We start from the raw sequence: 25905 nt of genomic DNA, 5'->3' as shown, positions 1-25905 counted from the left end.
GGAGGATTTAAAATGCAGGAACGTTTAAAAGAACTGCAGGCTGAAGCACTTGAAAAAGTAGCTGCAGCAGCTGATCTTAAAGAATTGAATGATATTCGAGTTTCCTATCTTGGAAAAAAAGGTCCTATTACGGAAGTATTAAAGGGAATGGGCAAATTATCCGCTGAAGAAAGACCAATGATGGGTGCTCTTGCTAATGAAGTCCGCGACGCAATTGCTGGGCAGATTGAAGTGAAGCAGCAGGAGCTTGAAGAAGCGGCTGTTGCAAAGCAATTGGCAGCCGAACAAATTGATGTAACACTTCCTGGAAGACCAGTTAATACTGGTAGCCATCATCCGCTTACAAGCATCATTGAAGAAATTGAAGATCTTTTCATTGGCATGGGCTATACAGTTGAAGAAGGCCCTGAAGTTGAAAAAGATTATTATAACTTTGAAGCGCTGAACCTTCCTAAGGGACATCCCGCGCGTGACATGCAGGATTCCTTCTATATCACGGAAGAAATTCTGATGCGCACTCACACTTCGCCAGTACAGGCGAGAACGATGGAAAAGCACCAAGGCAAAGGTCCAGTTAAAATTATCTGCCCTGGTAAGGTATACCGCCGTGATAATGATGATGCAACACACTCACACCAGTTCATGCAAATCGAAGGATTGGTTATAGATGAAAATGTTCGTATGAGCGATCTTAAAGGCACTCTTGCAGTATTTGCAAAGAAGATGTTCGGTGAAGACCGTGAAATCCGTTTGCGCCCGAGCTTTTTCCCATTCACTGAGCCATCAGTAGAAATGGATATTTCCTGCAAAATCTGTGGAGGTTCAGGCTGTAACGTATGTAAAGGAACGGGCTGGATTGAAATCCTTGGAGCGGGAATGGTTCATCCTAACGTTCTTGAAATGGCTGGTTACGATTCCAAGAAATATACAGGCTTCGCATTTGGTATGGGACCAGAACGTATCGCAATGCTTAAATATGGAGTGGACGACATCCGTCACTTCTACACAAATGATGTCCGCTTCTTAAAGCAATTTTCGGTTGAAGAATAAGGATTAGGAGGATTAAACCATGTTGGTATCATATAAATGGCTGCAGGATTATATTGATTTAGCTGGCGTATCTGCGGATGAGCTTGCTGAAAAAATCACAAAGAGCGGCATTGAGGTTGAAGGCGTAGAAAAGTTAAACGAGGGCATGAGCGGTGTAGTAGTGGGTCACGTAATTGAATGTGAAAAACACCCGAATGCAGAAAAATTGAACAAGACTCTTGTGGACCTTGGCGATGGCGAACCAGTTCAAATCATTTGCGGTGCACCAAACGTTGGAAAAGGGCAAAAAGTAGCAGTTGCAACGGTAGGAGCAGTTCTTCCTGGTAACTTTAAAATCAAGAAAGCAAAGCTTCGCGGCGAAGAATCCAATGGGATGATCTGCTCTTTGGCTGAGCTTGGAATCGAAGCAAAGCTTGCACCTAAGGAATTTGCTGAAGGTATTTACAATTTCCCACAGGATACTGAAATCGGCCAGGATGCTCTTGCAGTGTTGAACAGGGATGATGAAATCCTTGAGCTTGGGTTGACTCCAAACCGCGCTGACGCAATGAGCATGATTGGTGTTGCATACGAAGTAGGAGCCATTCTTGGAAAAGAAATTAAACTGCCAAATCCACAGCCAGAAACTTCTTCGGAACAAGCAAGCGATTATATTAATGTAACCGTTGATGCTAAGGAAGATAATCCTTTGTATGTTGCAAAGGTCATTAAAAATGTAAAGGTTGGTCCATCACCGGTTTGGCTGCAGACTAGATTGATGGCTGCAGGTATCCGTCCGCACAATAATGTCGTTGATATCACCAACTTTATTCTTTTGGAATATGGCCAGCCGCTGCATGCTTTCGACTACGACAAACTGGGATCAAAAGAAATCCTGGTCCGCCGCGCGAAGTCTGGTGAAGTGATTGAAACGCTGGATGATACGAAACGCACATTAACTGCTGATCACCTTGTAATCACCAACGGCAGCGAGCCTGTGGCGCTTGCGGGTGTAATGGGCGGAGCGAACTCAGAAGTAGGAAGCGATACGACTACAGTTCTCCTTGAGTCTGCTTATTTCGCGGGTGGAGTAATCCGTAAAGCATCCAAAGACCATGGCTTGAGAAGTGAGGCCAGCTCTCGCTATGAAAAAGGTGTTGACCCTCAAAGAGTGCGCCCGGCTGCTGAACGTGCTGCTGAATTAATGATTCAGCTTGCTGGCGGTGAAGTCCTTGGAGGCATCGTAGAAGCGGATGCACTTGAGATCAAACCTTTGGTTGTGACAACAACTCTTGAAAAAATCAACAAAGTTTTGGGAACAGACCTTGAAATGAAGCAGGTTGAGGATATTTTTAACCGCCTGAAGTTTGAAACGGCTGTCGATAATGATACCATCTCCGTAACCGTTCCAACTCGCCGCGGCGATATCACCATTGAAGAAGATTTAATTGAAGAGGTAGGCCGCTTATTTGGCTATGATAACCTGAGAACAACTCTTCCAATTGGATCATCAACACCAGGACACCTTTCTGAGTATCAGAAAAAGCGTCGGGTTGTCCGTCGTTTCATGGAAGGTGCAGGTCTTTACCAGGCGGTTACTTACTCACTTACAAGTGAAGAAAAAGCGCTGCAATATGCTTTAGATGAACGCGAGCCTGTTAAATTAGCAATGCCGATGAGTGAAGACCGCAGCATTTTGCGACTGAGCATCGTTCCACAGCTGCTTGAAGTGCTTAAATACAATATCGCACGCCAAAATGATAGTGTAGCTGTTTATGAAACAGGAGCAGTATTCTTAAAGAACAGCAATGATGAACTTCCTGAAGAGCGAGAGCACCTAGCAGCTGCGATTACAGGACTATGGGAAAGCCATCCATGGCAGGGTGAAAAGAAGCCGGTCGACTTCTTTGTCCTTAAAGGAATCGTAGAAGGTCTTGCTGCCAAACTAGGACTAGAAAGCCAACTTGGCTTCCAGAAAGCAGAGCTTGCAGGAATGCACCCTGGACGTACAGCTGAAATCACATTGAACGGTACGGTCATTGGATTCATTGGCCAGGTTCATCCAACAATGCAGAAAACAATGGATTTAAAAGAAACATACGTATTCGAATTATCGCTTAAAGACTTATTGCAGGCAGAAACATCGCCGCTTCAATACACAGCAATTCCTCGCTTCCCTTCAATCTCGAGGGATATTGCCCTTGTAGTTGAAAAAGCAACTTTTGCAGGTGACCTAAAGAAGGTCATTACGGAAGCAGGAGGAGCGCTGTTAAAAGAAGTTCAGGTATTCGACCTGTACGAAGGTGAAAAAATGGAGCCGGGCAAGAAATCCATTGCCTTCTCATTGAAATATTTTGATCCAGAAAAAACATTGACTGATGAAGATATTGCAAAAGCACACAATAAAGTGCTTAAGGCTCTTGAAGAACAGACAGGAGCAGTACTAAGAGGTTAAAAAATTAAAAGGCAGCCCGCGGGCTGCCTTTTTGCTATTTGAAAACTTTTTCCGTAACTTCAGAACGAATCCCCGCAAGAATATGCCTGTATCCCGTAAGAATGCCTCGAAAATCCCGCCAATATATACCTCTATTCCGCAAAAATGCCTCGACATTCCGCAAAAAAAACTGGACATTCCGCTACTTTTTGTCGAAATCCCGCAAACTGGAAAAAACAAAGGTTTTTTTCAATTTCACAAAAGATATAGTCTTATACCCTCGCAATCTTCTTCGCTTTTTCCGTATTGGCGAAGTGCAGCTTCACGAACTCAGGTAAAACATCGAGACCCTTTTCAAGAATTAGCCTGGCAGCTGCCTTATCCACTCCGGCACCAGCGCCTTTAGGAATCGTGAATCCAGCCCGCTTGCTCAAATTTTCAAAGTGGCGTACAAATGCATACCGTGCAATCATGGATGCCGCTGCAACTCCTAAATGGATCCCCTCAGCCTTGGTGCTGAATAAAACATTTTCCCGCATGATATTTTTTTGTCCTTTTAAGTGAGCGTAATAGATTTCCTCTTTCGCAAATTGGTCGATCAGGATCGCTTCAGGTTTTTCCGGCGCTATTTTTTCCAAGACATGATTGATTGCCTGGTTATGGAGCAAAGCTTTCAGTTTGCCCTGTGACATGCCTTTCATCTGCATTTGGTTGTATTTTTCATTGTGAAGGGTAAGCAGACTGTGTGGAACAAAAGTTACGAGCTGCTTTGCGATTTCAATGATTTTATCATCCTTTAAATTTTTTGAATCCTGTACCCCGAGTTCTTTTAAAATCGGAATATCTTCTCTTCTGACATATGCTGCAACAACTGTAATCGGGCCAAAGAAATCTCCGGTGCCGACTTCATCCGATCCGATGATTGACATTTCACTGATATTGCTGGGTAAATGGGATGGAGATGAGGTTGTGCCCGTCTTCTTCTTGGCGGAAGGTTCAACAGCTGTCCCCCACTTAGCTGCTTCTGATTCGCCGTCTTTGCCCTGGAATAGTACTTTCCCGGACTTGTAAGCTGTTATTGCACAGGAAGCTGTTTTTGCAGCGAAAATGCTGCCTGGAGGAAGCTTATCAATCAAAAATTTACTATAGTACTCTTTCATCTTTTTGATTTCTTCCGGTTTTTTCTGCAGGACGATATTTCCCATGGTTAAACACTCCCTGTTTGGATTATTTCAAAGTTAGACATTATCTTCCAAAATTCATATGTATGTGACAGGCAAATACTTCCCAGTCATTTGCGTTCATGTTATAGTATAGAATAGGATTCTTACGAATGGGGGCATAAATGTTGTCAGACATAAAAAAAAATCGTTCGACTGTGGATATATTTGGACAGCAGTATGTCATAGTCGGTACAGAAAGCACCAGCCATATCCGGCTCATAGCCTCAATGGTAGATGACAAAATGCGTGAAATCAGCTCAGCGAATCCTTCACTTGATATTAATAAATTAGCAGTGTTAACTGCAGTGAATGCCGTTAACGATTACATAAAAATGAAAGATCGTGTTGAGTCGCTCGAAGCGGAAATTAAAAGGTTAAAGGACTGAACTTATGCATGCTTGATCTCGCGGTTATAGCTATTTTGGTTATTGGCTTTTTTGTAGGACTTAAAAGGGGATTCATTCTCCAAACTATCCACCTCGTTGGATTTATTGTAGCTTTCATTGTTGCATACATATACTACGAACAACTCGCACCAAAGCTGACATTATGGATTCCGTATCCTAATCTCGGAAGTAATACTACCTTAAATCTCATCTTTGATAATACCAATCTCGAAACTGCGTATTATAGGGCAATTGCGTTTGCAGCTATTTTTTTCGCTGTAAAGATTTTGCTCCAAATTATTGGATCCATGCTGGACTTTGTCGCAAACCTGCCAATCCTTCATCAGCTGAACGTTTGGGCCGGCGGTATATTAGGATTAGTCGAAGTCTATCTTGTCATGTTCATCATTTTATACATAGCTGCACTATTGCCAATTCAGGCAATTCAGGACCCATTGAACGATTCAATTCTTGCCGAAAATATCATAAAAAATACACCGGTATTTTCACAGCAAATAAAACAACTATGGATTGAATATATGGCTGCATAACTTCTCTGTTGCGGAGAAGTTTTTCTTTTATCAGGCTTTTTTGACATAATGATAAAAAAGGACAAAGCCTTTTCGTATTTGGGAATATTACTAGTGACAAATCCAGCTTATATGGCGAAAACGGAAAGAGTAACAATACTAGATGACAAACTGCTTTTTGTAATCAGGCTTCATTTGATTTCACAGTGAAGCTTGTTTTCTATAAAATAGAATACAATCGACCTCTTCTGGAATAAATCTCTTTGCTTCCGGAATAGAAAAGAAAAGGCAGGTGGGCATTATGCCAGCAAATAAAAAAGATATCGTCCAATTGCTCGAAACAATTGCTATATATATGGAATTAAAAGGGGAAAACCCATTCAAGGTCTCAGCCTTCAGAAAAGCAGCAGCCGCTCTTGAAGCCGATGAAAGAAGCATGTCGGAAATGGGGGACCTGACTGAAATAAAAGGGATTGGTAAAGGTACTGCTTCTGTCATCCTGGAATATATGGAAAAAGGTACTTCAACAGAGCTTGCAGAATTAAAGGAAGAGGTACCTAGCGGATTGATTCCGCTGCTTCAGCTCCCGGGTATGGGCGGCAAAAAAATAGCCAAGCTTTACAAAGAGCTAGGTATTGAGGGCATCCATGATTTAGAAGAAGCGGCAAAGGCAGGGAAGATTCGCGATCTTGCAGGCTTTGGCAAGAAAACGGAAGAAAAGATTCTCGCTTCGATCGAAAACTTTGGGACAAGGCCAGAGCGTCTGCCATTGGCATATATGCTGCCAGTCGCAGAATTAATTGAGTCCCATCTTCAAATGATAGAGGGAATAGACCGGTTCTCTCGGGCAGGAAGCCTTAGAAGGTTGAGAGAAACGATTAAAGACCTCGATTTTATCATATCTTCAGAAACCCCGGCAGCAGTTAAAGAAGAGCTAGTCAAACTGCCAAAAATCAAGGAAATCATTGCGGCTGGAGATACGAAGGTTTCTGTGACACTTGGACTGGATTATGATGTGAATGTTGATTTCCGCTTGGTTTCTCCTGAAGAATTCGTAACTGCACTTCATCATTTTACGGGTTCGAAGGATCACAATGTCAGAATGCGCCAGCTTGCAAAGGAAAAAGGTGAAAAAATCAGCGAGTATGGTGTGGAAAATGTTGAAACAGGGGAAGTAACGACATTTGAGTCCGAAGAGGAATTTTATCAGTATTTTGGGCTTCCTTTTATTCCGCCTGAACTGCGCGAAGACGGTTCTGAAGTGGAGTTATATAAAGAGGATTTAAAACTGATTACCCTTGGCGCAATCAAAGGTGATGTTCATATGCATTCAACCTGGAGTGACGGGGGACATTCAATTGAAGAAATGGCTCAGGAGTGTATCAGAAGAGGCTATAAATATATGGCCATTACCGACCATTCCCAATATTTGAAGGTCGCGAACGGTCTTACGCCAGAACGATTAAGGAAACAAATTGAAGAAGTGAAGGAACTGAATAAAAAATTTGATGATTTTACAATCCTGACAGGAATTGAAATGGATATTTTACCGGATGGCACCCTTGATTTTGAGGATGATTTGTTAGCTGAGCTGGATTTGGTGATTGGATCCATCCATTCGTCATTTTCACAGCCTGTTGAAAAAATCATGCATCGCTTGAAAACGGCTTTGGTAAATGCCAATGTTGACATCATTGCCCATCCGACAGGCAGGCTGATTGGCAGACGTGAGGGTTATCCCGTGGATATCGATATGCTGATCGAACTGGCTAAAGATACTAATACCGCACTTGAACTGAATGCTAATCCTAACAGGCTGGATCTTGCAGCGGAATATCTAAGAAAAGCTCAGGATGCAGGCGTGAAAATCGTTATTAATACAGACGCTCATAAAGTAGATACACTCGAACATATGGGGATAGGCGTTACCTCAGCAAGAAAGGGCTGGATCAAGGAATCCTCGGTTTTGAATGCATTAGACCTGAATGGATTGCTTGACTTCCTGCATGACCGACATAAGTAAAATCTATTTTCTTATATAGACTCTCAACAATATGATTTATCGATATTAAAGGCTTTTTTGTATTGTTTGTTGGTTTCGCTCAAGTACTTGTATTCGCATTTATAAAGGGATCAGGCTTTTTCGAGAAGATTTCTGAACTACACGGAAAAACCCAGGTGCCGATTTTCACTTTCATAGAGAAAACAACAAAGTTTACGAAAAGAACCTTATTAAAAGAGAACCTTCGATTGAGAAGAAGGAGGAAATTTTGTGCAGCAACGAGCCATGAAAACACTTGAATTTGATAAAGTCAGGAATCAGCTGATCGAACATACACATTCCGCACTAGGCAGGGAAAAAGCCCAAACCTTAATGCCGTCTGCAGATTTCGAAGAAGTATCACGGCTTCAGGAAGAAACAGATGAAGCGGCTAAAGTGCTCAGGATAAAAGGGAATGTTCCTCTGGGCGGCATCCACGATATAAGACCGCATACGAAAAGAGCTCAAATCGGCGGGATGCTCAGTCCGATTGAACTAGTCCAGGTGGCGAGCACGGTCCATGCTAGCAGACAAATGAAGCGATTCATCGAGGACCTGCAGGAGGTAACAGAGGTTCCCATCTTACTAAACTATTCTGAAGGAATTATTGTGCTCGCTAAGTTAGAGGAATCCATTAAAAATGCAATTGATGAAGGCGGCGAGGTTCTGGACAGTGCAAGTGACGGACTTAGGTCTCTCCGTCAACAGATGAGAACAAGAGAGTCAAGGGTACGGGAGAAGCTCGAGAGCATGATCCGATCCTCCAATGCTGCAAAAATGCTGTCAGATGCGATCATCACGATCAGAAATGACCGTTTTGTCATCCCTGTTAAACAGGAATACCGAAGCCATTACGGCGGCATCATCCATGACCAAAGTTCATCAGGGCAAACATTATTTATCGAGCCGCAGACTGTCGTTCAGTTGAACAATGAACTGCAGACGATCAGAGTTAAAGAACAGATGGAAATAGAAAGAATTCTATCTGAACTGTCTGCAATGACTGCGGAATATCATGATGAACTTTTGGCAATTGTTGAGATAATGGCTGAGCTTGATTTTATGTTTGCTAAGGCAAGGTATGGCAGCAGGATAAAAGGTTCTAAGCCAATTGTAAATAATGAGGGCCGTATCAATCTTATTAAGGCAAGGCATCCATTAATCCCGATTGATGAAGTCGTTGCAAACAGCGTCGCCCTTGGCAAGGACTACACGACCATCGTTATTACCGGCCCGAATACCGGGGGTAAAACGGTTACGCTGAAGACAGTTGGCCTTTGCACACTGATGGCCCAGGCAGGGTTGCAGATTCCTGCGCTTGATGGGTCTGAAATGGCTGTGTTTGAATCTGTTTATGCAGATATCGGTGATGAACAATCAATTGAACAAAGCTTAAGCACTTTCTCATCCCATATGGTCAATATTGTGGAAATCCTCAACAAAGTGGATTATAACAGTCTGGTGCTATTCGATGAACTCGGCGCTGGAACGGATCCGCAGGAAGGCGCGGCACTTGCTATTTCCATCTTGGATGAAGTGTATAAGTGCGGTGCGCGGGTGATTGCGACCACTCACTATCCGGAGCTAAAGGCTTATGGATATAATCGTGAAGGTGTTATAAATGCCAGTGTGGAATTTGACTTAGAAACGCTCAGCCCGACTTATAAGCTTTTGATTGGTGTCCCAGGCCGAAGCAATGCCTTCGAAATTTCGAAAAGACTTGGTTTAAAAGAATCAGTCATCCAAACGGCAAGATCATATATCAGCGAGGATAGCAATGAAGTTGAAAATATGATTGCTTCACTAGAGACAAGCAGGAAACTGGCTGAAAAAGACCGTGAAGAAGCTCAGCAGCTTTTTAAAGATGCTGAAAATCTCCATAAGGATCTGCAAAAGCAGATGGCTGATTATTATGACAGAAAAGACGAACTTGCAGAAAAGGCCAAAGAAAAAGCGGCTGCAATTGTGGAAAAGGCCAGGGATGAAGCAGAAGAAATCATTCGTGAGCTCCGCAAGCTCCGCCTTGAAAAAGGAGCAGAAATTAAAGAGCATGAATTAATTGATGCCAAACGTCGCTTGAGTGATGCTGCCCCTGAGTTAAGGCAGGTTAAAAAAGGCGGCAAAGCGAAGGCAGGAAAGCATGAATATCAACCTGGTGACGAGGTGAAGGTCTTAACCTTTGATCAAAAAGGTCATCTGTTAGAACGCGTTTCAAATAAAGAATGGCAGGTTCAAATCGGCATACTGAAGATGAAAGTCAAAGAATCGGATATGGAATATATCAATTCTCCAAAGCCTGTTGAAACTAAACCAGTTGCGATAGTAAAAGGGAAAGATTTTCACGTAAGTCTCGAATTGGACCTCCGTGGAGAGCGTTACGAGGATGCTCTTATAAGAGTTGAAAAATATATTGACGATGCCCTGCTTGCAGGATACCCGCGTGTAAACATCATTCACGGTAAGGGGACAGGGGCGTTAAGGCAAGGCGTTCAGGAGTACTTAAAGAATCACCGTTCAGTTAAAAAAATCAGGTTCGGTGATGCAGGAGAAGGCGGAACTGGTGTTACAGTGGTGGAATTCAAATAAGAAATTCACTTTTGCCAGTCTGCCGTACTGAGTTAAAATAAAGAATGCAAAATCACGGGGATTAACCTTATAATATGTCTAGAACTTAATTTTAATTAAGATCAGGGAGAATGGGATATGGATCACTTCTGGGAAAATGAATTTGTTGTGACAGCGGGTTATTATAGTGTGGCGATTCTCTGCATGGTCGTATTCCTGGCTGTTTTCGAATTAGTGACGAAATACCGCAACTGGGATGAAATAAAAAAGGGCAATATATCAGTTGCAATGGCCACGGGTGGAAAAATTTTCGGTGTGGCCAATATCTTTCGCCACTCTATCAATCAGCATGACTCATTGCTGACTATGATAAATTGGGGAGTCTACGGATTTGTGCTGCTCTTGATTGGATATTTTATTTTTGAATTCCTGACTCCAAAATTCAATATTGATAAGGAAATCGAGAACGATAATCGTGCTGTTGGCTTCATTTCCATGGTGATCTCGGTTGGCCTGTCCTATATAATCGGTTCGGGAATATAACAGGAGGACAATGATCAGATGGAAAAACTGGCAAAAATATTGCTGATTCTATGTGGAGTATTCCTGTTAGTCGGCTTTATCTATATGATGTTTTTTACTTAGAGTATTTTTTGGGACCGCCTATTATTTGGCGGTTCTTCTTTTTTCGGTGAAAATTACTGTAACCCTTAAGCATGTTGAAAAGTTATGTTGTGTTAAAGCGCAATCTGGATATTTCGTCAGGACATGCCCTATAGACCAAATATCCTACAAAAAACTATTCTAATTGTCATAAAAAGACCATTATATTATAATGAGGAAAACAAAAGAATTTTCAAAAAATTTTAAATAAGGGGGTAACGAATGTTGGAAAACAGGCCATGGCTATCGCAATATCCACCGGAGATACCTGCTACACTGAATCTTCAGGAAGCAACAGTCCAGAATTATTTGAAGCATACTGCAGAGAAATTTCCTGAAAAAGTCGCAATACACTTTATGGGAAAGGAACTGACGTATAAGCAGGTTTATAACTATGCGAAAAAATTGGCTGCTTATCTGCAATCTTTGGGAATTGAAAAAGGAGATCGGGTGGCAATCATGCTCCCAAATACTCCGCAATCAATCATCAGCTACTATGCAATCCTGATGGCGGGCGGAATCGTCGTTCAGACAAATCCACTCTATATGGAGCGCGAACTGGAATATCAGATGAAGGATTCTGGCGCCAAAGCAATCATTACCTTAGATATTTTATTCCCGAGGGTTTCTAAAATTATTTCGAACACGGATTTAGAGAATGTCATTGTAACCGCTATCAAAGATTATCTTCCTTTCCCTAAAAACCTTGTCTACCCATTCATCCAGAAGAAGCAATATGGAATTATCGTAAACGTCAAGCATGAAGGCCAGAATCACCTTTTCAATGAAATTATGAAGCAGCCTGCCGGTCAGATTAAAGAGTATGACTTCGATTTTGAAGAAGATTTGGCATTATTGCAATACACCGGCGGAACCACCGGATTTCCGAAGGGCGTTATGCTGACGCATAAAAATCTGGTTGCGAATGCAGCGATGTGTAATGCATGGCTCTATAAATGCAAGCCGGGAGAAGAAACGGTACTTGGCATCCTCCCATTCTTCCATGTGTATGGAATGACGGCTGTCCTGATTCTATCAGTCATGCAAGGGTCGAAGATGGTCCTGCTGCCTAAATTTGATCCGGAAACGACATTGAAGACAATCCAGAAACAGAAGCCTACTTTATTCCCAGGTGCTCCGACCATCTATATTGGTCTGCTGAACCATCCTGACTTAAAAAAATACGACCTGTCATCGATTGATTCATGCATAAGCGGCTCAGCCCCTCTGCCAGTCGAAGTGCAGGAACGATTCGAAGAAGTTACAGGGGGAAAGCTTGTAGAAGGCTATGGTTTAACAGAATCATCACCGGTCACACATGCAAATTTCCTATGGGACAAAAAGAGAGTAAAAGGAAGCATTGGTGTTCCTTGGCCTGATACGGATTCTGTCGTTCTATCAATGGAAACCGGCGAACCGCTGCCTCAAGGAGAGATCGGCGAAATAGCAGTAAAAGGGCCACAGGTTATGAAGGGATATTGGAACAGGCCGGAGGAAACGGAACAAGTCCTAAGGGGCGGATGGTTATTGACCGGAGATCTTGGCTATATGGATGACGAAGGTTATTTCTACATTGTCGACCGGAAGAAGGATATGATCATCGCCGGCGGTTTCAATATTTATCCTCGGGAAATTGAAGAGGTGCTGTATGAACATCCTGCGGTCCAGGAAGTAGTCGCAGCTGGCATACCAGACCCTTACCGTGGCGAAACAGTCAAAGTGTATGTTGTGCTTAAGGAAGGCGCTAAAGTGACAGAGTCTGAACTTAATGAGTATGCGAGGAAACACCTGGCAGCTTATAAGGTTCCAAGACTTTATGAGTTTAGAAAAGAGCTTCCGAAAACAGCTGTCGGGAAGATCCTGCGCAGAGCACTTGTAGATGAAGAAAAAGCAAAAAGACAGGAAGATGAACAGAAGCGAGCTTAACTTGAAAGCCGGCTCCTAAATCGGCTCTTTCTTTTTGGATATTAGGGCTTGTCCAAATGAAACACATTTCCTTGACAGAAATGTGACTGGATACTATTATAAAAATATGAATGACGATTCATTCAGTAAACTATTTGCAGATAAAAATCGTAAACGGGAGTGTGTCACTGTAGCATTTTAATGCTTGTGCTTTTCCTGGAGCGGGAGTGAAAGTAATGAAAAAAAACAGGCCGAAATACATGCAAATAATTGACGCAGCAGTTGTCGTTATCGCTGAAAACGGCTACCACCAGGCTCAAGTGTCTAAAATAGCCAAGCAAGCTGGAGTGGCCGATGGGACAATTTATTTGTACTTTAAGAATAAAGAAGACATTCTGATTTCTCTGTTCCAGGAGAAAATGGGTTATTTCGTTGAAAACATCGAACAAAAAATTGCAGGAAAAACAACCGCGACAGAGAAATTATACATGTTGGTGGAAACGCATTTTAAGATGCTTTCCAAAGACCGGCATCTTGCAATTGTAACCCAGCTGGAACTAAGGCAGTCGAATAAGGATCTCAGGCATAAGATTAACGAGGTGCTGAAAGGCTACTTAATGCTGATTGACCGAATCATTTTGGAAGGCATAGAGAATGGAGAGTTTTCTGGCTCCCTTGATTTGCGTCTTGCAAGGCAGATGATTTTTGGGACGGTTGATGAAACTGTCACTTCATGGGTAATGAATGAACAGAAATACAATCTTCCAGACCTGGCAAAAGCAGTCCATCAGCTTCTGATTAACGGCTGTGGTTACCAGGACACCAAACCGGTCCTCTAATTAGGCTCTTATCGCAATCTTTCGGCATTTTACCCATGGTAAAGCCGCTGGTGAGTGAGGAGTACATAGTAAGGCTGTTTCGTAAAAAAGAGAATACCCATTGCTTTGCGAAATACAGCCTTAATAAAAAAGGGAGGGGAAAACGTGGAATATCTTAAGTGGTCAACGGAGGACAGGATTGCAACCATTACAATTACTCGTCCGCCAGCCAATGCACTTTCGTCAGGATTGCTGAGAGAACTTTCATCAGTGCTCGACGAAATCGAGGGGGAATCAGGAGATCAGAGTGGTACTGATCCACGGTGAAGGAAGATTCTTCTCTGCAGGAGCAGATATCAAAGAATTCACGACCATTAAAACTGGTGAAGATTTTGCGAAGCTCGCAGAGTATGGCCAGGACTTATTTGAACGTATGGAATATTTTCCGAAGCCAATTATTGCTGCCATCCATGGCGCAGCATTAGGCGGAGGATTGGAGCTGGCCATGGCATGCCATTTCCGTCTTGTAGCGGAAAACGCTAAGCTGGGATTGCCGGAACTGCAGCTAGGATTAATACCTGGATTTGCAGGAAGCCAGCGTCTCCCACGCTATGTAGGTGTTGCAAGAGCTGCAGAAATGCTGTTTACAAGTGACCCAATAACGGGTACAGAAGCAGTGCAATTCGGTTTAGCTAACCACGCATACCCCGATGAACAGTTGCTTGAAAACGCATACAATATGGCTCGGAAGATTGCAAAGAAAAGCCCGGTTTCCATTGGCGCTGCTATTAAACTTTTAAACCATTCAAAGACTGATTCCTTCTATATGGGAGTTAAGGAAGAAGCTAAGCTCTTCGGAGATGTATTCCTTTCAGAGGATGGGCAGGAAGGAATTCAGGCTTTTCTTGAAAAAAGAAATCCGGATTTCAAAGGTAAATAAGCAAACCTTTTAGCAGTAAATATTTTTTTAATATAAATTATTTCAATCTTTAGAACAGCTAAAATGTTTGAATACTTAGGAGGTCAAATAATGAATATCTACGTTCTAATGAAAAGGACATTCGATACAGAAGAAAAGATTTCAATCGCAAACGGTAAAATCAATGAAGACGGCGCTGAGTTCATTATCAATCCATACGATGAGTATGCGATTGAGGAAGCAATACAGGTAAGAGACGCTCATGGCGGTGAAGTGACTGTTGTCTCAGTAGGCAGCGAAGAAGCGGAAAAGCAGCTGCGCACAGCACTTGCGATGGGTGCAGACAAAGCAGTACTGATCAATATCGAGGATGACGTTGAGAATGGTGATCAATTTACGACTGCGAAAATCCTTGCTGAATATCTAAAGGATAAAGAAGCAGACTTGATCCTTGGCGGGAATGTCGCAATCGACGGCGGCTCAGGACAAGTAGCACCAAGAGTAGCAGACCAGCTTGGAATTCCTTATGTAACAACAATTACTAAGCTTGAAATCAATGGTTCCACTGCAACGATCACAAGAGATGTAGAAGGAGACTCAGAAGTAATTGAAACAAGTCTTCCAGTTCTTGTAACAGCACAGCAGGGACTTAACGAGCCACGCTATCCATCTCTTCCAGGTATCATGAAAGCAAAAAAGAAGCCGCTAGATGAGCTTGAACTGGATGACCTGGATTTAGAAGAAGATGACGTAGAAGCGAAAACAAAGACAATTGAAATTTATCTTCCTCCTAAAAAAGAGGCAGGAAAAGTCCTTCAAGGCGATCTTGCCGATCAGGTAAAGGAACTTGTCAGCCTGCTTCATACAGAAGCGAAAGTCGTTTAAGACAATACAGGAAGAATAAATACGCAGGAGGTAAATCAAATGGCAAGAAAAGTATTGGTATTGGGAGAAGCGCGTGACGGTTCACTAAGAAATGTATCCTTCGAAGCAATTGCTGCAGCTAAAACAGTTGCTGAGGGCGGAGAAGTTGTAGGTGTATTAATTGGTGACTCAGTTAGTTCTTTAGGAAAAGATCTCTATCAGTATGGTGCTGACAGAGTTGTTGCAGTAGAGGATGCAAAGCTTGCACAATATACACCTGACGGATTTTCACAGGCTTTAATGGCAGTGATTGAACAGGAAAATCCAGAAGGACTAATTTTTGGACATACGTCATTAGGAAAAGATCTGGCACCTAAAATTGCTAGTAAATTAAACTCTGGACTCATTTCTGATGCGATCGGTGTTGAGGAAGCAGGAGGAAACTTAGTCTTCACTCGTCCGATTTATTCTGGTAAAGCATTTGAAAAGAAGATTGTTACAGATGGCCTTATTTTTGCGACGATCCGTCCGAACAATGTCGCTCCACTTCAAAAAGATGAAAGCAAGTCAGGTGACGTTTCGTCTGTATCAGCTGAAATCAAGGATTTAAGAACAATTATTAAGGATGTCGTCCGGAAGGCTAGCGAAGGTGTAGACCTTTCCGAAGCGAAAGTAGTAGTCGCTGGCGGCCGTGGAGTGAAGAGCACTGATGGATTCAATCCGCTAAAAGAACTAGCTGATGTACTTGGCGGAGCTGTAGGTGCTTCTCGTGGCGCTTGTGATGCTGATTACTGCGATTACTCTTTGCAAATCGGCCAAACAGGTAAAGTAGTCACCCCTGACCTTTATATCGCGGCAGGTATTTCCGGAGCCATCCAGCACCTTGCTGGTATGTCCAATTCAAAGGTAATTGTAGCGATCAACAAAGATCCGGAAGCAAATATCTTTAAAGTGGCAGATTACGGCATTGTAGGAGATTTGTTTGAAGTTATTCCAATGCTTACTGAAGAGTTCAAGAAGCTTAAGGTGAATGCATAATAACTAAAAACGGACGTCAAACGCGTCCGTTTTTATGTTGAAACTAAATGTATTTATAAGGAATATTCATAGTTGAAAAGGGTAAATTACAACGAGAGCAAATAAATAGCATCAATTGGTAAACGATGATATACTTTCGTTATTATTTCAGATTTACTTAGGAGGCAAACAAATGGCAATTACACATGCTACAGACCAAACTTTTGAAAACGAAACAGGATCAGGCTTAGTCCTTGTTGACTTCTGGGCTCCATGGTGCGGACCTTGTAAGATGATCGCTCCTGTTCTTGAAGAATTAGATGCAGAAATGGGCGACAAAGTTAAAATCGTTAAGCTTGATGTTGACGACAACCAGGAAACTGCAGCTAAACATGGCATTATGAGCATCCCAACATTACTTGTTCTTAAAGATGGACAACAAGTAGATAAAGTAGTTGGATTCCAGCCTAAAGAAGCACTTGCTGACAGACTTTCTCAACATATCTAATCATGAAACTAAAATCCCGCCTTCATATGAAGGCGGGATTTTTTTATTTGCCTGTTCTTTCTGTGAAGTATTTCCTAATGAATTAGGAAATTAAATGTTCAATAGTTTGCCATACTTTTATTCAGAAAGTTTGTTGACAGTGATAATCATTCTCGCTTATAATTACAACTGTCAAATGAAAACCATTATCAATTAAAATTATAAATTAAATACATACTTAATGGGGGTTTACTATCATGAAAAAAAGAGATTTAAAAATTATTTTTGCTAGCTTCATTATGGCAAGTACTGTAATGGCAGGTTGTGGTGCTGGGGATGATAACGCATCAAAACCTGAAGAGAAAAAACAGGAAGAAACCGTAAAACAAGAAGATCACGAAGAAGCTGCAGAGAAAGAAGTTGAATATGGTGCTGTCTTCCAGGAAGCAGTCGCCGAACTGGAAAAAGCAAAAGAGGGTAAAGAAGTAGACTTTGATAAAGTAACAACTCTCTATAATGAGAATCTTCAAGCGTTAGTTCAACAAAGAGATCAGGAATTCGAAGATACAATTGATCAGCATATTACAACTGCACTTCAGGCAGGCAAAGATGGTTCAATGGATAAAGTAGTGGTTAAACAAATTTTTGATAAGTTAATGCAGAAAGTATTCTATACAACAGTAAAACATGAATTCAATGAAGTAGCAGAAAACTGGGGCAATAAAGATGAAGTAAAAGAAGAGATTGAAGAGGCAAAAGAATTTTATGCTATTATTGAAGGTACTGTCCAAAAGCGTGATGATGCATACGGCACGAACATGAGAGATGCGATTTCAGGCGGTTTTGAAGAAATGGAAAAGGCTGTTGAAGCGGATGATGAATTAGCGTTCCAGCTCGGAAAACAAGTAGTTGATAAAACGTTAATGAAAACCTTTTACCTTGCTACTGCTGCATTGCCAAATGGCTATGCGACAAAAGCTGCTGATAAAGCGAAGGAAGATGCAGAAGCTGCAAAAGTGGAACAGGCAGAAGGATGGGCATTCCATCAATCAAATGCTAGCTATCTAATTAAGAACGCACCTGAAGAAGCTGAAATTATTGAAAAGCAATTCAATCTGGAAACAGATGTTAAAACAATCGATCCAGCTGCAGTAAATAAGGCCGCAGTTAGAGGGTTCGCAAAAATTGCCCTCCATGAATATGAGGAAAGTGTAGAGAATATCGGTCAGGATAAAGGTGCAATCACTGCTCTTGAAGGTGCTTTATTCATCGATATGATCGGCGAAGACATTAAACGTCTAATCGGAGATACTGAATCTGCAACTCTTTCGGAAAATGCCCAAAAATATTTAGATGCGGTTAAATCGCAAGATAAAGCAAAAGCTGAAGCATTAATGAAAGAGCTGGAAGCGACTTTAAACTCTGTCATTGATGCAGCAAAATAAATAGATAACGGAAAAACCTTGTATGGATGACAAGGTTTTTCCCTTTTTTACTAACCCTCAGATTTTCTCTATAATATAAAAGGGTCAGACAACAGATATTGAGGTGTTAAGCAGGTGAAAATAATAGTAACAGGCGGAGCGGGATTCATCGGCTCTCATTTAACAAGGAAGTTAATTCAAGCTCAGCATGAAGTGTTAATTATAGATGAACTGCATCCGTACTATTCAAGGCAGAGGAAAAGAGAGCAGTTGGCTTTCATTGAAGAAGCTGGCTCTTTTATGTTTAAAGAGTTGAGCCTTTTAAAAGATGCAGAAGAGGTTCTTGATGTTTTTGCTGCTTTTAATGCCGATTGTGTTGTCCATTTGGCAGCATTGCCAGGTGTTAGTTATTCCTTGGAAGCTCCAGGAGAATATGTGGATTATGATATTAAAGCGACAGCCAACCTATTGAAGTTCTCTGGAGAATCACATGTAAAGCATGTCGTTTTCGCGTCATCCTCCTCCGTTTATGGTGACCAGGCTAATGAACCGTTAAAGGAAGAAATGGCAACAGGCAAAGTCATTTCTCCTTATGCTGCCGCCAAGTTTGGTGCTGAATCATTTTGCCATGCGTTTGCAAGTATGTACAAGTATGATATGACAATTCTTCGCTTTTTTACTGTCTACGGCCCATGGGGAAGACCGGATATGGCAATATCCAAGTTTATCAGCCATCTGATGAAGGATGAGGAAATCACTGTCTTTGGAAGCGGCACATCCCGTGACTATACATACATCGATGATTGCGTGGAAGGAATATATGCCTCGATTAAATGCGGAAAAGGAACAAATATCATCAACATTGGTTCTTCACAGCCAGTGTCGATAGAAGAGCTGGTCGAAGGTTTGGCCGATCATTTCCCGAATATGAAAATTAATTACTCAGGCTTTCGCAAGGGAGATGTAAATGCTACTTGGGCTGACCTATCCCGCGCAAAAGAGCTTCTGAATTACGTGCCAAAGGTTTCTTTTAAGGAAGGGCTGGCGAAAACAGTAGGCTGGGCTAAAAATAATGAAAAAATACTTTAAACTGGCTGGATTTGTTTTTGTGGTCGTCTTTGCCATCTTAACCTTCCGATATTTTCATATAGAAGATTTATGGAATGAAGGCAAGCGATTCTTTGGGTCTTCCCTTTTTTGGTGGACCTGTGCAGCTTATGGACTGGCTTTCCTTTTTCGAGCTTTAGCCTGGAAAATCTATATATATAAATCTGTAAGATATTCCACCTGTGTTCAAGGAGTCTTTATAAGTTTGTTCATTAATCATATTACCCCAGTAAAAGCAGGGGACATACTGCGAGCGGGAATACTCGCTTCAAGAGAAAAAGAAATATCTTTGGATGAAGCTGCACATTCTGTGGTCGTAATGAGATTGATCGATATGGCAGTATTGCTCTTTTTCAGCGGAGCAGGATTATTTTTCATGGGGAAAGAAATTAGAGCTGATTTTTCAGGATGGATTGCTGCAGGTGTACTTTGCTTCATTCTTCTTGCTGTGTTTACAATGAAAAAGTACATGCCAGCTTTTTTTCATAAACATTTGACTATGGTAAAACTTGCAGTGAATCAAAAAAACAGTCTATTTATCCTCCCGCTTATAATAGGCAGCTGGACGTTGGAAAGTGTTGTACTCTGGAATATTCTAAAGTCTATGGAGCTGTCTTTTCCCTTTTTTAATAGCATATGGGTGAACTCACTGACAGTGGGCGGACAGGTTTTCCAAGTCACTCCAGGAGGCATCTCTACATACGAATCAGTGATGACAGCCGCTCTAGTCTTAACAGGGATTGGAGGAAAGGATGCTTACACAGCCGCTCTATTAAGTCACAGCTTTAAATTTATATTTTCTTATCTATCAGGTTTAATTTTAATTCTATCTTCTCCTGCTCACATGATTGGAGAGCTGAGAAGAAATGGTTTTTGGGGAAAGAAGGTTCAAAATGAAAAGCGCATCTAAATTTGAAAAATTCGCTGCACGATGCTGGAATTTGCTTAACGAAGGAAAACCGTTTACACCGATTTTTACAGTCGGCACCATGCTGTTATTTCATTTGGGCGATCTTGGCAGCCCAGAGATGACAGTGGATTTCTTACTGGCATTTCTTACGGTAATTCCATTATTCGTCATGTATTTTATTTATGATTTTCCACTTTTTTTGAGAAACTATCTATGGATTCCATTCGTTACTTTTATCATCATCTGGCCAGGTCTAAATATCAGCCTGTTACTTTTCGCAGCAGGGCTTTACTTTTTCTTCACAGTCTTTTTCTGGGGTACCTTTTACTATCATTTAAGGATTGGGACATCCTGGCTGAATTTCACGAGATTTTGGATGCTTGTCCTGAAAAACAGCGATTCCACTAGCGGAAATGCTCAGGAACAGCTTCAGAAAGTGTTTCTCCTCTTGTCAGTTTGGGAACTATCCTTTAATTCATTGTTAGCTAATAAAGGAATTCCACTTGTGGAATTAGGATTATTCTACGGTTTTATTTTGGTTTTTGCTTTTATATTCCACAAGTACCTATTCGATTGGAAGCCAAAGGCTTACGAGACCTTTACAAAGGACGATGGACCTGAAATTCCCGAAAACGGTCTGTCGGACAAAGTGATTGTGATTGTGATCGATGGAATGAGGAAAGAGCGCTTTTATGAGGCAAACACTCCATTTTTAGACGGGTTAAAAGAAAACGGAACAGAATATTTGAATATGGAAACGGTATATCCTGCGCGTACGGTTGTTTGTTTTAGCTCCATGTTCACCGGGACGTATCCGTTCGAACATGGAATTACTTCAAATATGGTATGGAGGCTTGGGATTAAGACTGAAAGCATTTTTGATTCCCTAAGGAAGGTTGGCAAAAGAGGAAGACTTCTTGGTATTGCCCATTTAGTAGATTCCATGGGAAGTGATGTCGAAACTGTCACGGCCGTTATGCATAAAGACAAAGCAGATCCCAATATGCTTGCAAGAGCAAGGAAGATCATGAAAGAGCAGGACCCGGACCTGTTTATTGTTCAAATGATTGGGACAGACCAGGTAGGTCATAGCCGTGGAGTATTGTACGACGATTATATTGAGAAAATTGAAGAGGCAGATGCACTCATTAAGGATTTTGTAGAATGGCTGGATCAGGAGGGGAAAATGGAAAATACCACTCTTGTGATTTGTGCAGACCATGGCCAGGCTGACGGAATAGGCGGTCACGGCCACCTTGATGAAGGTGAAAGATTTGTGCCGTTTTTCATGCACGGCCCCCATATTGCCAAAGGGAATAAAGTTCAGGAAAAGCATAGTCTCGTATCGCTGGCGCCGACGATTTCGTATCTGCTCGGTGCGCCGTATCCTGCCAGCAGCCGGGGGAAGGTTCTTACCGACGCTATAAAAGAACAGAAGGAAGAGAAATGATTTGAATAAAGTAATCGTATTTTTGCCTGCATTTAATGAAGAAGAATCAATCGGAGAAGTTATTGAAAACATCCCGCGAAAATTCGAGGGTGCTGATCTTGTAGAGATATTGGTGATTGACGACGGCTCTACCGACAAAACCGTTTCAGCAGCAAGAAAAGCGGGAGCAGATCATATAATAAGTTTTGGAAAGAACCGCGGTCTTGGAGCCGCGGTCCGTAAAGGGCTGGAAGAATGTCTTCATCTTGGTGCAGATGTTGGGGTGATGATCGATGCGGATGGAGAGTATCCTGCATGGCAGATCCCGGAACTTGTAAAGCCACTCTTTGAAAATCAAGCTGATTATACAATGGGATCCAGATTTATGGGCACTATAAGAGGGATGAAGTTCCACCGCAGGATGGGGAATTATTTTTTCACCTTTCTCCAAACATTGCTGTTAAGAAAATGGCTCTATGACGGTCAATCAGGCATGCGTGCATTTTCACGAGAAGTCCTTGAACATGCTGAGATCATCCATGATTATAATTACGCCCAGGTATTGACGCTGAATCTTGTACGAAAAGGATTCAGGGTGCTTGAAGTGCCGATACAGTACAGGGTCAGGACGACTGGGACTTCCTTCATTTCTTTTCGAAAATATATGACAAATGTTGTCCCGGCTATTATTCGTGAAATATCCCGTCCGGTTAAAAAGGTGCAGAGGGACTCGGCGAAAAATAGATACCTATATAAAAGTAGTAATAATAGTGACAAAAAAGTGACGATTATCAAATATGATTGACATAAGGAATGATAATCATTATCATTATCATTGTAGGAGGGAAACAAATGAAAAAAGCCATATTTTTTTGCTTTTCACTGATATTGATTCTCATTAACGGCAATCCACAGCCTGCCAGCGCTTATTCATATGGAGATCCTAATGAAGAGAAAGTGGCAGAGGTCTACAAGGAGATGCAGTTGAAACTTGATGAGAACCCTCCGAATTTCTCTGCAGCAAAGTCCCTATTTGAAACGGTAAAAGAAGAAACAGATATGCATATGGGACCTGAGCCTGGAGAAATCATCATGAAAAATTTAAATGACGAAAATAAAGAAGCTACAATCGAAAACATGGAGAAGCTTCTGATTTTGAATATTGCAAGAAGGCTTGAAAGTATTGAAAAGAATTTCGAGGAGTATGATACCTCCAAAAAACTGCTAGCAAAAGGCTTCGCTACATATCAGGCTTTATCGCCAAAAGTAGAGGCAAACAATGCGGAATTAGATAAGGAAATGAAAGCTGATTTCGATGCTGCTCTTGAGGCACTTGGCAATCCTGGACTTTTTGGAGTCGGGAAAAAACCATCTGACATAGAAGCATTTAAAAGCAATAAGGAAGAAATCCTTAATGCACTGCAAAAGGAATTCAATCTTGCGAGCCTGGAAGTTGGGCATTTTACAGAATCAGTAGAAGAACAAGGAACTGGAAAAAAAGACTGGACCGATTTATCCAACATCCGAAACTGGATTCCGTTAATCCTGATCGTCGCAATCATTGCGGCAGTTGTTTTTATCGGCATTAGAAAAAGAAGAGGTTAAAGCTTGACCACACCTTGGAGAGGGGAGAATGGGCAATGGAAATTCAAGCATTACTGATTACCTTCCGTGAAGTATTGGAAGCGTTGTTAATCGTCGGGATCATCACAACTTACTTAAAGAGGATGGACCACTCTAAGTATACGAAGTATGTGTGGCTGGGTGCCGGACTGGCTGTTTTGGCGAGTATTGGGGTGGCGATCCTGTTCCAGGTGGTATTCACTGGATTTGCCGCGATGGGCAGCGAAATTTACCTGAAGATTGGAATCATGCTCGTATCCACCGTGTTATTAACGCAAATGGTATTCTGGATGGCGAGCCACAGCAAGGACTTAAAGGGCAATATGGAAGGGAAAATGAACAAGTTCATCTCGACAGGAAATATTGTCGGTATGGTCATCCACTCATTCCTGGTTGTATTGCGTGAAGGTATTGAAACGGTTTTCTTCTTTGCTGCAATCACCGGCGGTAATATCGGCGCTGCAATGCAAGGCTGGGGAGCCCTTACTGGAACACTTATTGCGGTAGTTGTTTCATATATGTTCTTTAAAGGAACAATGAAGGTTAAGCTTAAAACCTTCTTCCAAATTACTGGGGCATTCATCATCCTGATCTCAGCTGGGTTATTGGTACAGGCAATTTCAATGATGCAGGACATAAACTTGATCGGCAGTGTAATGCCGCATGTCTATGACATTACATGGTTCATGCCTGAACATCCAATTGATTATGCACACTATGTACGTGACAACGGAGTTGCACCATTATTATCAGGTGATATCGGCATCTTCCTAAAAGCACTGTTCGGTTACTCTTCGATGCCATCCATTGAGGAAGTCATTGCTTATATCGGATACTTTGCAGGCATTTTCCTGCTGACTTCAACACGTGGCACGAAAAAACAGAAGCCTGCAGAAAACAAACAAGTAAATGTATTGAAACCGCAGGTGAAATAAACATAGATTCCTCTCTCCAGAAAAAAGTACAGGGAAATTCCTTGTGCTTTTTTCATACGTTTAGACCTTATTATTTTTCATTATGGCTCTAGTGTTTTTTAATGAAGAAGTTAGTTGGTGAAAAAGTTGACTTATGACAAATGGAAAAGTCCAGCAATAGTGGCGGTAAGTTTGGTCGTAGTAATGTATGTATTTGGGCTGCAGCTCAGTTCGTTAAATCCTTTTGTTTCTTCCTGGGATCAAGTGGATTTTTCGCTTGCAATTGAAAGGTATGACCTTAGGGCGATGCGGCCCCATTTTCCAGGCTATCCTTACTTTATTCTGGGAGGTTTGCTGACAAAGTTCATCGTAGCTGAACCGAGTCAAGCTCTGGTGCTGTTTAATATTTTAATATATGCGAGTTCTATCTTTCCGGTTTATTTAATCGCATCCAGGTTGATTTCCAGGCAGAGCGCCTTTATGGCGGCGGCGATTATTTATACCGCAAGCTATCCATTGATCATAGTCAATCAGCCAATGTCGGAAGGTGCAGCTCTTGCCGTCTTCTGGTGGTATTTCTGGAGCATTGTCACGGCCTGGGAAAGAAAATCAGGCAAATGGCTGCTGCTGCCGCTGTTTTTATTCAGCGTACTCCTGGGGATCAGGCTTAGCTATATTCCTTTGGGTGCAGGGATGATTTATCTCTTTTATAAAAAATGGAAAGATCATCAAATTGGATTCTCCGGACTATTAACATATACTCTCGCTGCAGGTGTGTTCCAGTTAATCTGGATTGGCGGGCTAATCATGACAGAAGGCGGAATTGCTAATTTTCTGGAACTTGCCTTTGGGTTTACTGGCGGCCATTTTCAAGAATGGGGCGGAACAACGGCCTCAAATGACCTATCGATTATTGCCAGAATAAAAATATTCTTGTTTACCAACATTTTTTGGTGGGGAATATTTTCAAGAACACATGTTTTGATGGTATTATATATAGTTATCGGCCTATTCATTTTTTGGCCGGGAACAAAAAGTAAGCTTTTTAAGAATATGCCTTTCACTTTAGGTGTCTTGATGATGTCTGCATATGGCATATGGGCACTGTTTGCTCAAAATATCGATAAGGCCAGACATATTCTGCCCGTGGCAGTGATACTTATCTTCTTAGTATTGTCTGCATTTTTCAAAAGGTACCCAAGTATTTATAGCAGTTTATTGATTCTCATACTTCTTATTGCCCAGGCAATGGTTTCAGCGAACCTTGTGAAAACACAGGCAAACGAGGAGCCTGCTGTTTACCAGCTTGCCCGTTTTCTTGAGGAGACCAATGAGGAATTTGTGTTATATACATGGGAAGAAACAAGAGTCCTGGAGTATTTAAAAATGCCTTATTCACATAAAAGGATCAATACGTATAAAGTATTTCTGCATGACCAGAGCTTATATAAAGATAAAACAGTGTATTTGACTGATAAAGTAGTCGATGGCTTTAGGGCACAGGGAATTGAGATAGATCAGAGAGTTGAAAAGATAAAGAGTTTCGACTCCGAAAAAATATTCGATCCAGTCTACAATGAAATTATTTTATATAAATGGACACCGTAACAGGGGGTG

The 25905-nt window shown here is 41.7% G+C and carries 21 protein-coding genes and 1 pseudogene; 21 read left to right on the top strand and 1 reads right to left on the bottom strand.

Annotated elements, in window-relative coordinates; translation table 11 throughout:
* The first annotated feature begins 12 nt into the window (after positions 1-12).
* Both pheS and pheT read left to right on the top strand, forming a co-directional pair.
* Positions 13-1050 (top strand): phenylalanine--tRNA ligase subunit alpha, encoded by a 1038-nt coding sequence (gene pheS, locus AABM38_RS17900; RefSeq protein WP_423407607.1) that lies wholly within the window; start codon positions 13-15, stop codon positions 1048-1050.
* Positions 1051-1069: 19 nt separating this feature from the next.
* Positions 1070-3484 (top strand): phenylalanine--tRNA ligase subunit beta, encoded by a 2415-nt coding sequence (gene pheT, locus AABM38_RS17895; protein WP_423407606.1) that lies wholly within the window; start codon positions 1070-1072, stop codon positions 3482-3484.
* A 251-nt stretch (positions 3485-3735) separates the two neighbouring features.
* Here the strand turns inward: pheT and rnhC are convergent, their stop codons facing one another.
* Positions 3736-4668 carry a ribonuclease HIII gene (rnhC, locus tag AABM38_RS17890; RefSeq protein ID WP_423407605.1) on the bottom strand — a complete coding sequence of 311 codons (933 nt, stop codon included), beginning with the start codon at positions 4666-4668 and terminating at the stop codon, positions 3736-3738.
* Between the two features lie 143 nt (positions 4669-4811).
* Here rnhC and zapA point away from each other — a divergent pair, with 143 nt between their 5' ends.
* From zapA to AABM38_RS17795, 19 genes and pseudogenes are all read left to right on the top strand, one after another.
* Entirely contained in the window at positions 4812-5072 is a 261-nt protein-coding gene (gene zapA, locus AABM38_RS17885) for a cell division protein ZapA (RefSeq protein ID WP_335376576.1), read from the top strand.
* A gap of 8 nt (positions 5073-5080) precedes the next feature.
* Positions 5081-5623, top strand: coding sequence for a CvpA family protein (locus AABM38_RS17880; RefSeq protein ID WP_423407604.1), 543 nt, complete (start codon positions 5081-5083; stop codon positions 5621-5623).
* A gap of 280 nt (positions 5624-5903) precedes the next feature.
* On the top strand, positions 5904-7625 hold the full coding sequence (gene polX, locus AABM38_RS17875; protein ID WP_423407603.1) for a DNA polymerase/3'-5' exonuclease PolX: 1722 nt from the start codon (positions 5904-5906) through the stop codon (positions 7623-7625).
* Positions 7626-7874: 249 nt separating this feature from the next.
* Positions 7875-10229 (top strand): endonuclease MutS2, encoded by a 2355-nt coding sequence (locus tag AABM38_RS17870; protein ID WP_423407602.1) that lies wholly within the window; start codon positions 7875-7877, stop codon positions 10227-10229.
* Between the two features lie 117 nt (positions 10230-10346).
* On the top strand, positions 10347-10751 hold the full coding sequence (locus tag AABM38_RS17865) for a DUF350 domain-containing protein (RefSeq protein WP_335376390.1): 405 nt from the start codon (positions 10347-10349) through the stop codon (positions 10749-10751).
* Positions 10752-11093: 342 nt separating this feature from the next.
* Positions 11094-12797 carry a long-chain-fatty-acid--CoA ligase gene (locus AABM38_RS17860; protein ID WP_423407601.1) on the top strand — a complete coding sequence of 568 codons (1704 nt, stop codon included), beginning with the start codon at positions 11094-11096 and terminating at the stop codon, positions 12795-12797.
* Positions 12798-13012: 215 nt separating this feature from the next.
* Positions 13013-13615 carry a TetR/AcrR family transcriptional regulator gene (locus tag AABM38_RS17855; protein WP_335376388.1) on the top strand — a complete coding sequence of 201 codons (603 nt, stop codon included), beginning with the start codon at positions 13013-13015 and terminating at the stop codon, positions 13613-13615.
* A 144-nt stretch (positions 13616-13759) separates the two neighbouring features.
* Positions 13760-14534, top strand: a pseudogene (locus AABM38_RS17850) (enoyl-CoA hydratase).
* Between the two features lie 90 nt (positions 14535-14624).
* Positions 14625-15398, top strand: a complete 774-nt coding sequence (locus tag AABM38_RS17845) for an electron transfer flavoprotein subunit beta/FixA family protein (protein ID WP_423407600.1) — start codon at positions 14625-14627, stop codon at positions 15396-15398.
* A gap of 39 nt (positions 15399-15437) precedes the next feature.
* On the top strand, positions 15438-16415 hold the full coding sequence (locus AABM38_RS17840; protein WP_335376385.1) for an electron transfer flavoprotein subunit alpha/FixB family protein: 978 nt from the start codon (positions 15438-15440) through the stop codon (positions 16413-16415).
* 172 nt (positions 16416-16587) lie between these two features.
* Entirely contained in the window at positions 16588-16902 is a 315-nt protein-coding gene (trxA, locus tag AABM38_RS17835) for a thioredoxin (RefSeq protein WP_423407599.1), read from the top strand.
* A 236-nt stretch (positions 16903-17138) separates the two neighbouring features.
* Positions 17139-18326 carry a hypothetical protein gene (locus tag AABM38_RS17830; protein ID WP_423407598.1) on the top strand — a complete coding sequence of 396 codons (1188 nt, stop codon included), beginning with the start codon at positions 17139-17141 and terminating at the stop codon, positions 18324-18326.
* Positions 18327-18440: 114 nt separating this feature from the next.
* The gene (locus tag AABM38_RS17825; protein ID WP_423407597.1) at positions 18441-19394 is read left to right on the top strand and encodes an NAD-dependent epimerase/dehydratase family protein; all 954 of its coding nucleotides are present in this window, start codon (positions 18441-18443) and stop codon (positions 19392-19394) included.
* Entirely contained in the window at positions 19378-20322 is a 945-nt protein-coding gene (locus AABM38_RS17820; protein WP_423407596.1) for a lysylphosphatidylglycerol synthase transmembrane domain-containing protein, read from the top strand. The genes AABM38_RS17825 and AABM38_RS17820 overlap by 17 nt, the downstream gene beginning before the upstream one ends.
* Positions 20306-21772 (top strand): alkaline phosphatase family protein, encoded by a 1467-nt coding sequence (locus tag AABM38_RS17815; RefSeq protein ID WP_423407595.1) that lies wholly within the window; start codon positions 20306-20308, stop codon positions 21770-21772. Before AABM38_RS17820 ends, AABM38_RS17815 begins: the two co-directional genes overlap by 17 nt.
* 1 nt (position 21773) lies before the next feature.
* On the top strand, positions 21774-22556 hold the full coding sequence (locus AABM38_RS17810) for a glycosyltransferase family 2 protein (RefSeq protein ID WP_423407594.1): 783 nt from the start codon (positions 21774-21776) through the stop codon (positions 22554-22556).
* Between the two features lie 47 nt (positions 22557-22603).
* Positions 22604-23356 (top strand): hypothetical protein, encoded by a 753-nt coding sequence (locus tag AABM38_RS17805; RefSeq protein WP_423407593.1) that lies wholly within the window; start codon positions 22604-22606, stop codon positions 23354-23356.
* A gap of 35 nt (positions 23357-23391) precedes the next feature.
* Entirely contained in the window at positions 23392-24309 is a 918-nt protein-coding gene (locus tag AABM38_RS17800) for an FTR1 family iron permease (protein WP_423407592.1), read from the top strand.
* Between the two features lie 117 nt (positions 24310-24426).
* Positions 24427-25896 carry a hypothetical protein gene (locus AABM38_RS17795; RefSeq protein ID WP_423407591.1) on the top strand — a complete coding sequence of 490 codons (1470 nt, stop codon included), beginning with the start codon at positions 24427-24429 and terminating at the stop codon, positions 25894-25896.
* The last annotated feature ends 9 nt before the right edge of the window (positions 25897-25905 follow it).

It is taken from the genome of Heyndrickxia sp. MSNUG, from assembly GCF_049532715.1.
Classification (GTDB): Bacteria; Bacillota; Bacilli; order Bacillales; family Cytobacillaceae; genus Mesobacillus.
The sequence above is the reverse complement of the archived record's forward strand: the minus strand, read 5'-3'. Positions and strand labels throughout refer to the sequence as shown.

Coding starts and splice junctions, on each gene's coding strand:
- pheS (WP_423407607.1), top strand. CDS start 13: ATGCAGGAACGTTTAAAAGAACTGCAGGCTGAAGCACTTGAAAAAGTA.
- pheT (WP_423407606.1), top strand. CDS start 1,070: ATGTTGGTATCATATAAATGGCTGCAGGATTATATTGATTTAGCTGGC.
- rnhC (WP_423407605.1), bottom strand. CDS start 4,668: ATGGGAAATATCGTCCTGCAGAAAAAACCGGAAGAAATCAAAAAGATG.
- AABM38_RS17880 (WP_423407604.1), top strand. CDS start 5,081: ATGCTTGATCTCGCGGTTATAGCTATTTTGGTTATTGGCTTTTTTGTA.
- polX (WP_423407603.1), top strand. CDS start 5,904: ATGCCAGCAAATAAAAAAGATATCGTCCAATTGCTCGAAACAATTGCT.
- AABM38_RS17865 (WP_335376390.1), top strand. CDS start 10,347: ATGGATCACTTCTGGGAAAATGAATTTGTTGTGACAGCGGGTTATTAT.
- AABM38_RS17860 (WP_423407601.1), top strand. CDS start 11,094: ATGTTGGAAAACAGGCCATGGCTATCGCAATATCCACCGGAGATACCT.
- AABM38_RS17855 (WP_335376388.1), top strand. CDS start 13,013: ATGAAAAAAAACAGGCCGAAATACATGCAAATAATTGACGCAGCAGTT.
- AABM38_RS17845 (WP_423407600.1), top strand. CDS start 14,625: ATGAATATCTACGTTCTAATGAAAAGGACATTCGATACAGAAGAAAAG.
- AABM38_RS17840 (WP_335376385.1), top strand. CDS start 15,438: ATGGCAAGAAAAGTATTGGTATTGGGAGAAGCGCGTGACGGTTCACTA.
- trxA (WP_423407599.1), top strand. CDS start 16,588: ATGGCAATTACACATGCTACAGACCAAACTTTTGAAAACGAAACAGGA.
- AABM38_RS17830 (WP_423407598.1), top strand. CDS start 17,139: ATGAAAAAAAGAGATTTAAAAATTATTTTTGCTAGCTTCATTATGGCA.
- AABM38_RS17820 (WP_423407596.1), top strand. CDS start 19,378: ATGAAAAAATACTTTAAACTGGCTGGATTTGTTTTTGTGGTCGTCTTT.
- AABM38_RS17815 (WP_423407595.1), top strand. CDS start 20,306: ATGAAAAGCGCATCTAAATTTGAAAAATTCGCTGCACGATGCTGGAAT.
- AABM38_RS17805 (WP_423407593.1), top strand. CDS start 22,604: ATGAAAAAAGCCATATTTTTTTGCTTTTCACTGATATTGATTCTCATT.
- AABM38_RS17800 (WP_423407592.1), top strand. CDS start 23,392: ATGGAAATTCAAGCATTACTGATTACCTTCCGTGAAGTATTGGAAGCG.